Annotated in this window: 12 protein-coding genes; 6 read left to right on the top strand and 6 right to left on the bottom strand. The window is 71.2% G+C overall.

The genetic code is table 11. The annotated features are described in order from the left end of the window. Window positions 1-77 precede the first annotated feature (77 nt). Window positions 78-866: an ABC transporter ATP-binding protein gene (locus ACGFJ2_RS28960; protein WP_225299059.1), complete on the bottom strand. Its 789-nt coding sequence runs from the start codon at window positions 864-866 to the stop codon at window positions 78-80. Between the two features lie 70 nt (window positions 867-936). Between ACGFJ2_RS28960 and ACGFJ2_RS28955 the strand changes: the two genes are divergently transcribed. Next, the gene (locus ACGFJ2_RS28955) at window positions 937-1,701 is read left to right on the top strand and encodes a hypothetical protein (protein ID WP_393473449.1); all 765 of its coding nucleotides are present in this window, start codon (window positions 937-939) and stop codon (window positions 1,699-1,701) included. 23 nt (window positions 1,702-1,724) lie between these two features. Here the strand turns inward: ACGFJ2_RS28955 and ACGFJ2_RS28950 are convergent, their stop codons facing one another. Then, window positions 1,725-2,666 carry a CPBP family intramembrane glutamic endopeptidase gene (locus ACGFJ2_RS28950; protein ID WP_393473446.1) on the bottom strand — a complete coding sequence of 314 codons (942 nt, stop codon included), beginning with the start codon at window positions 2,664-2,666 and terminating at the stop codon, window positions 1,725-1,727. 136 nt (window positions 2,667-2,802) lie between these two features. On the opposite strand from ACGFJ2_RS28950, the gene ACGFJ2_RS28945 reads away from it, so the two are divergent. Continuing rightward, a complete protein-coding gene (locus ACGFJ2_RS28945; RefSeq protein WP_393473443.1) occupies window positions 2,803-4,002 on the top strand; it encodes a sensor histidine kinase in 1,200 nt (399 codons plus the stop codon). Between the two features lie 11 nt (window positions 4,003-4,013). Further along, the gene (locus ACGFJ2_RS28940) at window positions 4,014-4,613 is read left to right on the top strand and encodes a response regulator (RefSeq protein ID WP_393473440.1); all 600 of its coding nucleotides are present in this window, start codon (window positions 4,014-4,016) and stop codon (window positions 4,611-4,613) included. A 9-nt stretch (window positions 4,614-4,622) separates the two neighbouring features. Here the strand turns inward: ACGFJ2_RS28940 and ACGFJ2_RS28935 are convergent, their stop codons facing one another. Then, the gene (locus ACGFJ2_RS28935; protein WP_393473437.1) at window positions 4,623-5,246 is read right to left on the bottom strand and encodes a response regulator; all 624 of its coding nucleotides are present in this window, start codon (window positions 5,244-5,246) and stop codon (window positions 4,623-4,625) included. Beyond that, entirely contained in the window at window positions 5,243-6,358 is a 1,116-nt protein-coding gene (locus tag ACGFJ2_RS28930) for a GAF domain-containing sensor histidine kinase (RefSeq protein ID WP_358180348.1), read from the bottom strand. The genes ACGFJ2_RS28935 and ACGFJ2_RS28930 overlap by 4 nt, the downstream gene beginning before the upstream one ends. A 123-nt stretch (window positions 6,359-6,481) precedes the next feature. Between ACGFJ2_RS28930 and ACGFJ2_RS28925 the strand changes: the two genes are divergently transcribed. Genes ACGFJ2_RS28925 through serB form a run of 3 tightly spaced genes read left to right on the top strand, consistent with a single transcriptional unit; the run spans window position 6,482 to window position 9,412 of the window. Next, the gene (locus ACGFJ2_RS28925; protein WP_393473433.1) at window positions 6,482-7,138 is read left to right on the top strand and encodes an SDR family NAD(P)-dependent oxidoreductase; all 657 of its coding nucleotides are present in this window, start codon (window positions 6,482-6,484) and stop codon (window positions 7,136-7,138) included. After that, window positions 7,135-8,145 carry an S-adenosylmethionine:tRNA ribosyltransferase-isomerase gene (locus tag ACGFJ2_RS28920; RefSeq protein ID WP_393473430.1) on the top strand — a complete coding sequence of 337 codons (1,011 nt, stop codon included), beginning with the start codon at window positions 7,135-7,137 and terminating at the stop codon, window positions 8,143-8,145. Before ACGFJ2_RS28925 ends, ACGFJ2_RS28920 begins: the two co-directional genes overlap by 4 nt. Window positions 8,146-8,194: 49 nt before the next feature. Then, the gene (serB, locus tag ACGFJ2_RS28915; RefSeq protein ID WP_357954532.1) at window positions 8,195-9,412 is read left to right on the top strand and encodes a phosphoserine phosphatase SerB; all 1,218 of its coding nucleotides are present in this window, start codon (window positions 8,195-8,197) and stop codon (window positions 9,410-9,412) included. On the opposite strand, the gene ACGFJ2_RS28910 is transcribed toward serB, so the two are convergent. Together ACGFJ2_RS28910 and ACGFJ2_RS28905 are read right to left on the bottom strand one after the other, a co-directional pair. After that, window positions 9,402-9,881, bottom strand: coding sequence for a SixA phosphatase family protein (locus ACGFJ2_RS28910; RefSeq protein WP_393473426.1), 480 nt, complete (start codon window positions 9,879-9,881; stop codon window positions 9,402-9,404). The two genes, serB and ACGFJ2_RS28910, sit on opposite strands and share 11 nt — an antisense overlap. A gap of 239 nt (window positions 9,882-10,120) precedes the next feature. After that, a complete protein-coding gene (locus tag ACGFJ2_RS28905; RefSeq protein ID WP_357954528.1) occupies window positions 10,121-12,439 on the bottom strand; it encodes a sodium-translocating pyrophosphatase in 2,319 nt (772 codons plus the stop codon). Between the last annotated feature and the right edge of the window lie 51 nt (window positions 12,440-12,490).

Below are 12,490 nucleotides of genomic sequence, written 5' to 3'. Positions count from 1 at the left end.
CGAGGGGATCGCCTTGGTAAATGCTAATGGGCGTTCAGCGGATTGACGCGATCTAGTGCGCGCGGGCGTACCAACGTCTAGTGCGCACGGGCGTACCAGCGTCCTTCAGCGCTGCGGTCGAGCGTCAGCGGCACCCCGAACGTCTGCGACAGGTTGTCGGCCGTCATCACGTGCTCCAGCGGCCCCTGGGCCACGACCGAGCCGTGCTTGAGCAGCAGCCCGTGGGTGAACCCGTTGGGCACCTCCTCCACGTGATGCGTGACCAGCACCAGCGTGGGTGAGCGGAGGTCGTTGGCGAGCACCGACAGCCGGCGTACGAGGTCCTCCCGGCCGCCCAGGTCGAGCCCGGCCGCCGGCTCGTCCAGCAGCAGCATCTCGGGGTCGGGCATCAGCGCACGGGCGATCTGCACCCGTTTACGCTCACCCTCGGACAGAGTGCCGAACCTGCGCCTGATCAGATGCGCGGCACCCATCATGTCGATCAGCTCGACGGCCCTGGTGACATCGTTGGAGTCGTATTCCTCGGTCCAGCGGCCCATGATCGCGTAGGACGCCGTCAGGACCAGGTCGATGACCTTCTCCTCCGGCGGAATGCGCTCGGCCAGCGCGGCGCTCGCCAGGCCGATGCGGGGCCGCAGGTCGAAGACGTCGGCCTGACCCAGCCGCTCGCCGAGCACCTCCACGATCCCCTCGCTCGGATAGAGCAGCGTCGCCGCGACCTGCAACAAGGTCGTTTTGCCTGCTCCGTTCGGCCCGATGACGACCCAGCGCTCGTCCTCGTTGACCGTCCAGTCGATGCCGCGCAACAGGGCTGCTCCGTCGCGCCGGACGGCGACGTCCTGGAGCCGCAGCACCTGACCACCCATCCCCGTATCCCTCCTTTAGGAGTAACGCTCGGGACAAACCTATTGCAGGGCGAGCGCATATCGTGGATCGGTGCCTCCTGAATCACCTGTCTCTCCTCCGCTGGTCGCCTGGGGCAACGCCTGGCTCGCCGGTCACGTCGGCCTCGACGAGGCCGTGGACCGGGTCGAAGCCGCCGCAGGTCCAGCCGTCGTGGGCCCCGCCGCGAGCCCTGCCGTGGATCCCGTCGTGGGCCCCGTCGTGGGCGACCTGCCGTTGCGTGCCTACCTCGCCGAGCTGCGAACCGACGGGCTGACCGAGCTCCGGCTCGCACTGCCCGCGCCCGGCGACCCGCTCGGCCTCTCCGGCCCGCCCGCCTTCAACGCGGCCGCGGTGGAGGCCGGTCAGGCGGTCATCGCGGTGCTCTCCGGCCACTGCCTCGGGCTCGTGCCCTCGCCCGACCTGCGCGGGTCGTCCTATGTGGGGGTACGCCTGGCCGTACACCCCTCGGGGCCCGTACGCCTGGACCTGCCCTCGGTGGCCGAGGCGGAGCGAGAGCTGTCGATCGCGATGCGGTCGGCGACAGACGCGCTGGCCTCGGTCGACGGCCCCGCACCGGAGCGGCCCGACCGGCTGGGACGGCTCGGTGGCGAGCTGGCCCCCGGCTATCCGGGACGGGCGCACCGCGTCTCCACTCTGGCCACACGGCTTGACGCGGTGCTGCGGGTGGCCGACGAGAGAGGGCTCACCTCGGGCCAGATCGCCGCGAGCGGCGAGGCCCTGCGCGAGCTCGACCGCGCGGTACGCCGCGCCCTCGTAGCCGCGCACCACTCCATCTTCGAGCCGGTCAGGCCATAGCCGCACGCGGGTTTCCGTAACGGTCAGGCGGCGGCCGTGACTTCCCTCACGCGAGACCTCCTCAGGTAGACCGCGAGGGCGCCCGCGCACAGGACGGCCAGCAGGAGCGTGGTCGGCAGGCCGGTGAAGGGTCCGGCCAGCGCCGCCTCCCCGGCCAGCGGGCTCGCCTTCGGCTGGCTCAGCAGGAGCACGGCCATGTCCGGCAGCCGCTGCCCTGGCACAGCCACCACGAAGGCGTAGGTGGCCAGCCAGAGCGGGGTCGCGTGGAACGCCATGGCCGCCCACAGACTGCGCCCGGTCAGCGTGAGCAGCGCCGCCAGCACCGACCAGAGCACCAGGTTGGTCGCGAGCACCCAGTGGAAGGTGTGCAGCGGCGCGATCAGCATCAGCGGCCCGACGAAATGGAAGAGCGCGAACGCCCCGGACGACACGGCGATGCCCGCGGGCACGCCCCACCGCGCCCCGGCGCTCTGCAGGATCCAGCCCCGGAAGAGGATCTCCTCGATAGCGATCATGATGACCCTGGCCAGGTAGGCCACGGGCAGCAGGTAGAGCAGGGCGAAGTTCCACCGCGATCCGTCCACGCGCAGGTTGCCCGTGGCGTACTGCAGGGCCAGCCAGCCCGCGATGAAGGCCGCGCCCAGGCCGAAGCCGATCAGGTGCTGCCGCCAGGCGCCGCGGCTCCAGGTGAGGCCGAGCGAGACGAACGGGCGCTTCTCGTAGAACCGCGTCCAGAGCCACAGCAGCGCGAAGATCGGCGCGTGCTGGATCACGTTCGTCAGCAGCAGCAGGACCGCGAAGAGCGGGCCCGACTGCCTGCCGGGGAAGAGCATGCCGAGAGGCAGCAGGAGCGCCATTCCGATGACGATCCCCGCGGCGTAGATCAATTGCGCCAGCAGGACCGTCACGAGCGGATGGGTGCCGCGTTTCCCGGCCGTCGAAGCATTGACGAAAGCGTTGTTCATATCGCCGAACGTAAAGATCGGCCGAGCCGGGCGAATCCTGCCCCAGACCGATCACGGCCTGTCTTCGTATGTGTCGCAGGTCATGTTCGGCCGCCGACCCCGAGGGCTTCGCCATCCCCGCTGTTAGCGTGGAAGCGTGGCCGGAAGTGATCGTTGGACACATGGCACCGATGAGCGGGCCCCGTACATTCTGAGCGCCCTTTTCGGCGGCTCGGACCTGATCCTTCTCTGGTCCGCGCTCCAGATCGCGGCCGGTGACCACAGATTGTGGTTCTTCTGTGTGCCTCCCCTGGCGATGCTGGGCATGTGGCCGTTCCTGCGGTGGAATCGGGCGGCCTCGCGGACCCATGGAGCGGTCAGCCTCCTTTTCGTGCTGGCCGCGCTGGGCGGGATGGGCACCGGGAGCGCGATCACGACCATCCCCTTGGTGGTGGTGGTGCTCACGCACATCGTCTCCGTGTTCGGGTTCGGCGGCGGCGTGTGGTTCAGCGCGGTCGCGGTGGGTTTCACCCTGACCGCGAATCTGATGATGGGGCGAGATGCCTGGCGGTCGCTCGCCGAGACGATCGTGATGGCCGTGTTCACGGTGTGGGCGCTGATCGCCACCCGCGTGCTGCTGGGCGCCAGGCAGCGCGCCGCCGACAACGAACGGCTGCTGGCCGAGCTGACCGACGCCCACGCCAAGCTGCGGCGGTACGCGGCCAGGGTGGGCGAGCTCACAGTGGCCGAGGAGCGGGCTCGCATGTCGCGCGAGATGCACGACTCCGTCGGCCACTACCTCACAGTGATCAACCTTGGCCTGGAGAACGCCCAGCGCTACCGCTCGGCCCGCCCCGACGAGGCGTGGGCCGAGGTGCGGCAGGCCCAGCAGCTCACCGTGGAGGCCCTGGCCGACACCAGACGCTGGGTGCGGGCGCTCAAGCCGCTGGCGCTGGAGGGCAAGGCGGGCGCCACCGCGCTGGCCGAGCTGGCGCGCTCGTTCGAGGGCACCGGGCTCGACGTCACGTTCCAGGCGGAGGGCGCGGGGCCGGCGCTTGACGAGGAGGCCGAACTGGTCATGTACCGGGCGTTGCAGGAGGGGCTGACCAACGCCGCGCGCCATTCCGGGGCGCGGCGCGTGGCGGTCGTGCTCGGCGCCTCGGACGGCCGCGTCGAGCTGGCCGTCACCGACGACGGGCGCGGCGCGGCGGACGAGGAGGTCTGCGGCGGGCACGGCCTGGCCGGGCTGCGCCAGCGGGTCACCGCGCTCGGCGGCTCACTCCACGCGGGGAGCCGCGCGGAGGGCGGATTCGCGTTACGGGTCAACCTGCCGGCCGGAACGGGGGCGGCCCTGTGATCGTCCGGGTGTTGATCGTGGACGATCAGGTGCTGATGCGCCAGGGCCTGCGCAAGCTCCTGGAGCTGGAGGAGGGCATCGAGGTCGTGGGCGAGGCCGCCGACGGGCTGGCCGCGCTCGACCTGCTCCCCTCGGCCCGGCCCGACGTGGCGCTGGTGGACGCGCGGATGCCGAGGATGGACGGGATCGAGCTGGTCGCCCGGCTGGACATCGCCGCGATCATCCTGACCACGTTCGACGACGACGACTACATCTTCGGCGGCCTGCGCGCCGGCGCCCGTGGCTACCTGCTCAAGGACACCCCGCCCGACGAGCTGGTGGCGGCCATCCGCAAGGCGGCCAGGGGCGAGACCGTGCTGGGCGGAGTCGCCGCCGAGCGGGTGGTCGCCGAGCTGCGCAGCGCCCCCGCCACGCCGGACCTCGCCGACCAGCTCTCCGAACGCGAGCACGAGGTGGCCGTCCTGGTCGGCGATGGTGCGACCAACCGGGAGATCGCCAGGCGGCTGTTCATCACCGAGGGCACGGTGAAGAACCACATCTCCAGCATCCTGCGCAAACTGCGGCTACGCGACCGCACTCAGCTGGCCATCCACATCGCGAGGTCATCCTGAATCGCGAGGTCAAGCTAACCCGTGGCGGACGGCGTACAGGGCGGCCTGGGTGCGATCCTGGACGCCGAGCTTCATCAGGACGTTGGACACGTGCGTCTTGACCGTCTTCTCGGCGACCGACAGGCTCCTGGCGATCTCGCGGTTGGACTGACCGGCGGCGATGAGCGCCAGCACCTCGCGCTCGCGTTCCGTCAGCGACACCGGACCCGTCAGCGACGGCGCGCCGTTGCCACCGGACAGCATCGCCTCCGCCGCCTCGGGGGCGAGCAGCACCTGCCCTCCATGTACGGCCCGCACCGCCTGCACCAGCGCGTTCGGATCCACGTCCTTGTAGAGGAACCCGGAGGCGCCCGCCCGCATCGCCGGACCCACGTCGGACCGATCGCTCACCGAGGTCAGCACGATCACCCTGGGGAGCGCCCCCGAGAGCCGGCCCAGCGCGCCGAGCCCGTCGAGCACCGGCATCTTCAGATCGAGCAGAAGCACGTCGGGAACGAGCTCGTCGGCCAGCTCCACGGCCTGAGCCCCGTCGGCCGCCTCGCCGACGACCGTGATGTCCTCCTGGAGGTCGAGGAAGGTCCGCAGGCCCTGTCGTACCACTGGGTGATCGTCGGCGATCAGCACCCGGATCACACGCCCACCTCCACGCGGACCGTCGTCCCCTCGTCGCGGGCCGAGGCGACGGTCATGACGCCGCCCACGGACTCCGCCCTGTCCCTCATCGACACCAGGCCCAGGCCGCGCGACTCGGCCTGCTCGAAGCCCTTGCCGTCGTCGCGTACGGTCAGCACCAGCTTGCCGCCCTCGTCGGCCAGCCGCACTTCGACGTGGCCGGCGTCCGAGTGCCTGAGCGCGTTGTGCAGCGCCTCCTGCGCGACCCGCAGCACGGCCACCTCCACCGCCGACTCGAGCGGCGGCAGCTCGCCGCACTCGAAGGTGACGCTCGCGGGATGGAGCCGGTCGAGCAGGCGTACGTGCTTGCCCAGCGTCTCCGCCAGCCCGTGCCGGTCCAGCTCGGCCGGGCGCAGCTCGACGATCACCGCCCGGAGCTCGGCCAGCGCCTCGCCCGCCAGGCGCTGCACGCGTTCGAGCTCGGCGGCGGCCTGGTCGGGGGCGCTGGGCAGCAGGACGGCGGCGGACTGCGCGGTCAGCCTGAGCGAGAACAGCTTCTGGGTGACGGCGTCGTGCAGCTCGCGGGCCATCCGGTTGCGCTCTTCGAGCATGGCCAGCTCGCGGCCCCGCTCGTACAGCCTGGCGTTGGTCAGCGCGATGGCGGCGTGCGCGGCGAACAGGGTGAGCAAGTCCTGGTCCGCCTCCGTGAACCCGTCGGGCGAGCGCTTGTTGGCCAAGAAGATGATGCCGAGCACCTCCTCGCCGTCGCGGATCGGGGCGCCGAGGAAGTCCTTCATCACCGGGTGCGCCTTGGGCCACCACTCGAACCTGGGGTCCTCGCGCAGGTCGGGCAGGCGTACCGGAGCCCCGTCGCGGAGCATCGCGCCGAGCATGCCGTGTTGCCTGGGCAGCGGGCCGATCGCGTCCCACTGCTTGTCGGTCAGCCCTTCGGCGACGAACTCGGCGAACGAGCCGTCCTCGTCCGGCACGCCGAGCGCGGCGTAGCGGGCGTCGAGCAGCCGCTGGGCCGAGCGGACGATGACCTGCAGCACCTCGCGCACCGAAAGGTGCCGGGTCACGGCGAGCACGGCGGTGCTCACCGCCTGCATGATCTCGTCCCTGTCGGAGGCCACGGCACCCACTCTATGGTCCTGGGCGGTCATGCCCGGGCGCCATTGGTCCTAGGTCCATGTGCCCAGGCGGAGGCGGCCCCTCAGCCCGATGTACGGCCGGTTCCGCGCTCCTACCGTCAAGACATGACGAACACCGCACTGATCACCGGTGCCTCCCGCGGCCTCGGCCTGGCCTTGGCGACGACACTCGCCGGCGCCGGATGGGAGCTCCTGCTCACCGCCCGCGGCGCGGCGGATCTGGAGCGGGTCGCGGCCGAACTGGGCGCCACCGCAATCGCCGGTGACGTGAGCGACCCGGCACATGTCGAGCGGCTCGCGCGGGCCGTACCCCAGCTGGACCTGCTGGTCAACAACGCGAGCGGGCTGGGCGTGACCCCGCTGCCTCCGCTGTCGGTGTACCCGAGGGACGAGTTCAGGGCCCTGCTGGAGACCAACGTGATCGCTCCCCTGGCCCTCATCCAGGCGACGCTGCCCGCGCTGCGCGCCACGCGCGGCGCGATCGTGAACATCACCTCCGACGCCGCCACCGGCGCCTACGAGGGCTGGGGCGGCTACGGCGCCACCAAGGCCGCCCTGGAGCAGCTGTCCAACGTCCTGTCGGCCGAGGAACCCGACCTGGCCGTCTGGTGGGCCGACCCCGGCGAGATGAACACCCGCATGCTGGCCGACGCCGTCGGCGCGGAGGAGGCGGCTGGCGGGGCGGACCCCGCCAAGGTGGCCGCGGCACTGTACGACCTGGTCAGGGCCCGTCCGGCCAGCGGCCGGGTGAGCCTGCAATGACCGCCGCGCTCGACTTCGCGCTGCCGGACACCCTGTCGGCGCACGAGCCGCCCGAGGCCCGAGGGCTGACCCGCGACTCGGTACGGCTGCTGGTCTCGCGCGGCCATCTCCCGCCGGAGCACCGCCGCTTCACCGACCTGCCGGGGCTGCTCGACCCCGGCGACCTGATCGTGGTCAACAACTCGGCGACGCTGCCCGCCGCCATCAGGCTCGACCGGCTCGCCGTGCACTTCTCCACCGCGCGCGAGGACGGCACCTGGCTGGTCGAGCTGCGCCGCCGTACCTCGAAGTCCTCCGAGCCGTACGGCGGCGGCGAGCCGGGCGAATGGCTGCCGCTGCCCGGACGGGCGACGCTGCGGCTCATCGAACGCGAGACGCCGCGCCTGTGGCGAGCCAGGCTCGACCGTGACGTGGAGGCGTACCTGCGCGATCACGGCGTGCCGATCCGCTACTCCTACGTGTCGCGCGACTGGCCGCTCGACGCTTACCAGACCGTCTTCGCCACCGTGCCGGGCAGCGCGGAGATGCCGAGCGCGGCCCGGCCGTTCACCGTCGAGCTGGTCACGGCTCTGGTGGCGCGCGGCGTCGGGATCGCGCCGATCACCCTGCACACCGGGGTCGCCTCGCCGGAGAAGGACGAACCGCCCTACGCGGAGCGGTACGAGGTGCCCGCGGCCACGGCCCGCCTGGTCAACCTGACCACGGCGAACGGCGGCCGGGTGGTGGCCGCCGGCACCACCGTGGTGCGCGCGCTGGAGACGGCCGTCGGCGGCGACGGGCTGGTGGCCGCCTCGGCGGGCTGGACCAGGCACATCGTGACGCCAGACGTCGGGGTCAAGGCCGTGAGCGGGCTGCTCACCGGGCTGCATGAGCCCAGGTCAAGCCACCTGATGATGCTCACCGCGATCGCCGAGCGGGAGCCGCTCGCCCGCGCCTACATGGCGGCGTTGCGGGAGGGGTATCTCTGGCACGAGTTCGGTGACACCCACTTGCTGCTGCGCCGATAGTGGCCCCTCGTGCTCATGTGTCAGGGTACGCCCAGTAGCCTGGCTCAATGTGGACCAGCGCACCCTCCTGATCACCCTGACCGGCCCGGACCGACCGGGCGTCACCTCGAGGCTCTTCTCAGTTCTGTCGGGTTTTCCGGTGACCGTGGCCGACATCGAGCAGGTCGTCATCCGCGGGCGGCTCACGCTCGGCGTGCTCGTCGCCTACGCGGGCGGTCCGTCGACCGGCACCGGCAGCACACTCGGCGCCATGTGGACCGCCGTCGAACGGGTGGCTGAGGACCTCGGCCTGGAGCTGGAGCTCTCCACCGGCTCCCAGACCAAGGAGCAGCGCCGGCGCGGCCGCCTGTCGGTCAGCGTGCTGGGCGCGACGCTCCAGCCCGCCGCCATCGCGGGCATCGCCGGACGCATCGCCGCCGCCGGCGCCAACATCGACCGCATCGAACGCCTCGCCCAGTGGCCGGTCACCTGCATCGAGCTGTCGGTCTCCGGCGCCGACCCGAGCGCGCTCCGCGTCGAGCTGGCCGCCGAGGCCGCCGCCCTGCACGTCGACGTGGCCGTGCAGCGCACCGGTCTGTCCCGGCGGGCCAAGCGGCTGGTCGTCATGGACGTCGACTCGACGCTCATCCAGGGCGAGGTCATCGAGCTGCTGGCCGGCCACGCGGGCTGCCTCGAAGAGGTCGCCCGGGTCACCGAGGAGGCCATGCGCGGCGAGCTTGACTTCGCCGAGTCCCTGCGCCGCCGGGTCGCGCTGCTCGAAGGGCTGCCGGCCGAGGTGTTCGAGCAGGTACGGCAGCAGGTCGTGCTCACCCCCGGCGCCCGTACGCTGGTCCGCACGCTCAAGCGGCTCGACTACCGCTTCGCCATCGTCAGCGGCGGCTTCACCCAGATCACCGACAGCCTGGTCGAGGACCTGGGCATCGACTACTCGGCGGCGAACGTGCTGGAGGTCGTCGACGGCAAGCTCACCGGCCGCGTCGTCGGCGAGATCGTCGACCGGCCGGGCAAGGCCCGCGCGCTGGAGCGGTTCGCCCGCGAGGCGGGGCTGCCGATCAGCCAGACGGTGGCCATCGGTGATGGGGCCAACGACCTCGACATGATCGCGGCGGCCGGGCTCGGGATCGCGTTCAACGCCAAGCCGGTCGTCCGGGAGGCGGCGGACACCGCGGTCAACACCCCCTACCTCGACTCGATCCTCTACCTGCTCGGGATCTCCCGGGACGAGGTGGAGGCGGCGGACGCCGAGGACGGCGTGCTCACCCGCTGACCTCTCCCTCCTTGGGGTCCCAGCGGGTGATCAGCTGCGCCTCGCCCGGCCACAGGTCCACCCAGTTCGCTTCCGTACGGATGACAGCGAACGACCCCGGCCGGAACCCGTAGTCGCCCCCGGCCAGCGAGATCGCCAGCTCGTGCACGCCCGGGTTGTGACCGCACAGCACGACCGTCTCCAGCTCTGGATCGGTCAGTTTGACCAGCGCCAGCAGCTCCTCGGGGTATGCCTGGTAGACGTCACGCTCATAGCTGACCGCCACCTCGGGGAAGGCCAGCTCGGCGGTGCGCTTCGTACGCAGGGACGGGGAGCACAGCACCAGGTCGGGAGCCAGCCCGAGGGCCCGCACCTCGTCGCCGGCCCGCTTCGCGTCGCGTTCGCCCCGGTGCGTCAGCGGACGCTCGCTGTCTTCCAGGCCGGGGACCTGCGCGGCCTTGGCGTGGCGGAGCACGATCAACGTACGCACGTGCTCATGTTCCTCTCGTCGCCCACACACCCAGCGCGACGATCACCGCGAGGATGGCCAGCATCGCCAGCAGAATGTAGGCCAGCGCCTTGCCGCCGCTGGGCCGCTTGTCTTCCATCCGCCCAGTTTCCCACCGGGGGCGGCGGGTGCCGCACCTGACCCGCGATCCTTCTCGTTTCTTGAAATGCGGAACGCCCGCTCCCCCAGACCTCGGAGGAGCGGGCGTCCGGACGGGGTCGCTAGGAAGCCACCGGCTGCTGCTCCCGGTTGTTGTCGTTGCTGGCCGACTCGCTGGTGACCGAGCGGCGCTTGGAGACGAGGATGGCGCCGACCACCACGCCCACCGCCACGACCGTGATCCCGATGCGCAGGGCCGGGTTGCCCGCGTACAGGACCACCGCGGGCGCCACCAGGAGCGCCACCAGGTTCATCACCTTGATCAGCGGGTTGATGGCCGGCCCGGCCGTGTCCTTGAACGGGTCGCCGACCGTGTCACCGATGATCGTGGCCTCGTGGGCCTCGGAGCCCTTGCCGCCGTGGTGCCCGTCCTCGACCAGCTTCTTGGCGTTGTCCCAGGCACCGCCCGAGTTGGACAGGAAGACCGCCATGAGCGTGCCGCAGGCGATGGCCCCGGCCAGGAACGCGCCCAGCGGCGCGTACCCGAGGGCGAACCCGACCGCGATCGGCGTCATGACCGCCAGCAGGCCGGGCGTGGCCAGCTCGCGCAGCGAGTCACGGGTGCAGATGTCGACGACGCGGCCGTACTCGGGCTTCTCGGTGCCGTCCATGATGCCCGGGTGGTTGCGGAACTGGTCGCGTACCTCGAAGACCACGCGCATCGCGGCCCGCCCGACCGCGCTGATCGCCAGCCCGGAGAACAGGAACACGACCGCCGCGCCGATGACCAGGCCGACGAGCACGTTGGGCTGGTCGATGCTCAGGCTGAAGGTGGAGAACGCGCCGAGCGCCTCCTTGGCCGCCTGGCTCGCCTTGCCGAGCTCCAGCTCCACGGCCGTGCGGAACGCGCCGAACAGCGCGGTCGCCGCGAGCACCGCCGTGGCGATCGCGATGCCCTTGGTGATGGCCTTCGTCGTGTTGCCGACGGCGTCGAGGCTGGTGAGCACGCGCGCGCCCTCACCCTCGACGTCACCGGACATCTCGGCGATGCCCTGCGCGTTGTCGGATACCGGGCCGAAGGTGTCCATCGAGACGATGACGCCGACCGTGGTCAGCAGGCCGGTGCCGGCCAGCGCCACCGCGAACAGCGCGATCGTCACGTTCCCGAAGCCCAGCAGGAACGCGCCGTAGACCGCGCCGGCGATGATCAGCGCCGAGTAGACCGCCGACTCGAGGCCGACGCTGATGCCCGCCAGGATGACGGTCGCCGGCCCGGTGGCCGAGCTCTCGCCGATCTCGCGGACCGGACGCCTGGTCGTCTCGGTGAAGTAGCCGGTCAGCAGCTGGATGGCGCCGGCCAGAACCAGACCGATGATCACCGCGCCGATGGCGATGAGCCGCGGGTTGGCGGTGGACTGCACGGCCGAGCCGGTCAGGTCGCTGAAGGTGCTGGGCAGGTACCAGAACGCCGCCGCCGCGACCAGCACGGCGGAGATCCCGGCCGAGATGAAGAAGCTGCGGTTGATGGCGGCCATGCCACTGCGGTCGCCGTCGCGCATCCGGGTGACGAAGATGCCGATGATCGCGGTGAGCACGCCGATCATGGGCACGATCAGCGGGAAGATCAGTCCCTGCTCGCCGAAGGCCACCTTGCCCAGGATGAGGCTGGCGACCAGCATGACCGCGTACGACTCGAACAGGTCGGCGGCCATGCCCGCGCAGTCGCCGACGTTGTCGCCCACGTTGTCGGCGATCGTCGCCGCGTTGCGCGGATCGTCTTCTGGGATGCCCTGCTCGACCTTGCCGACGAGGTCGGCGCCCACGTCGGCGGCCTTGGTGAAGATGCCGCCGCCGACTCGCATGAACATCGCCAGCAGCGCCGCGCCGAAACCGAAGCCCTCAAGGACACCGGGCGCGTCACCCTGGTAGACGAAGACGACGACGGCCGCACCGAGCAGGCCGAGGCCCACGGTGAACATGCCGGCCACGCCGCCCGTACGGAAGGCGATGCGCATGGCGCGCTTCTCGCCCGCCTCACGGGCGGCGGCCGCGACGCGTACGTTTCCGCGTACGGCCAGCCACATGCCCATGAAGCCGGTCAGCGCGGAGAATACCGCCCCGACCACGAAGAAGATCGAGCGGCCGATGCGCACATCGGTCTCACCCGGTAGCAGGAGCAGGAGGAAAGGGATCACGACGACGAAGACCGCCAACGTGCGGAACTGCCGCGCGAGATAGGCGGCGGCTCCCTCTTGTACGGCACGGGCGATGTCCTGCATGCGCTCCGTGCCGGGGTCGGCGGACAGCACCTCGCGCACCAAGCCGCCGGCGACGGCTAGGGCGATCAGTGCGACCGCGGCGACCACGATCACGATGGTGAGATTGTTACCGCTCAGGGCCAGATTGGACGCTGGCTCCACCGCCAGCATGTGCCTAAACATCGTTCTCCTCGGCAAGACCGGTCGTCCTGCCCGGGCGGTGCGCAAAGATCG

Origin of the sequence: Nonomuraea sp. NPDC049028, assembly GCF_043197735.1 — a bacterium.
Taxonomy (GTDB): domain Bacteria; phylum Actinomycetota; class Actinomycetes; order Streptosporangiales; family Streptosporangiaceae; genus Nonomuraea.
The sequence above is the reverse complement of the archived record's forward strand: the minus strand, read 5'-3'. Positions and strand labels throughout refer to the sequence as shown.

What these genes read in the sequence shown, in the direction of transcription:
- ACGFJ2_RS28960 (WP_225299059.1), bottom strand. Translation starts at nt 866, where the DNA reads ATGGGTGGTCAGGTGCTGCGGCTCCAGGACGTCGCCGTCCGGCGCGAC.
- ACGFJ2_RS28950 (WP_393473446.1), bottom strand. Translation starts at nt 2,666, where the DNA reads ATGAACAACGCTTTCGTCAATGCTTCGACGGCCGGGAAACGCGGCACC.
- ACGFJ2_RS28925 (WP_393473433.1), top strand. Translation starts at nt 6,482, where the DNA reads ATGACGAACACCGCACTGATCACCGGTGCCTCCCGCGGCCTCGGCCTG.
- ACGFJ2_RS28920 (WP_393473430.1), top strand. Translation starts at nt 7,135, where the DNA reads ATGACCGCCGCGCTCGACTTCGCGCTGCCGGACACCCTGTCGGCGCAC.
- ACGFJ2_RS28905 (WP_357954528.1), bottom strand. Translation starts at nt 12,439, where the DNA reads ATGTTTAGGCACATGCTGGCGGTGGAGCCAGCGTCCAATCTGGCCCTG.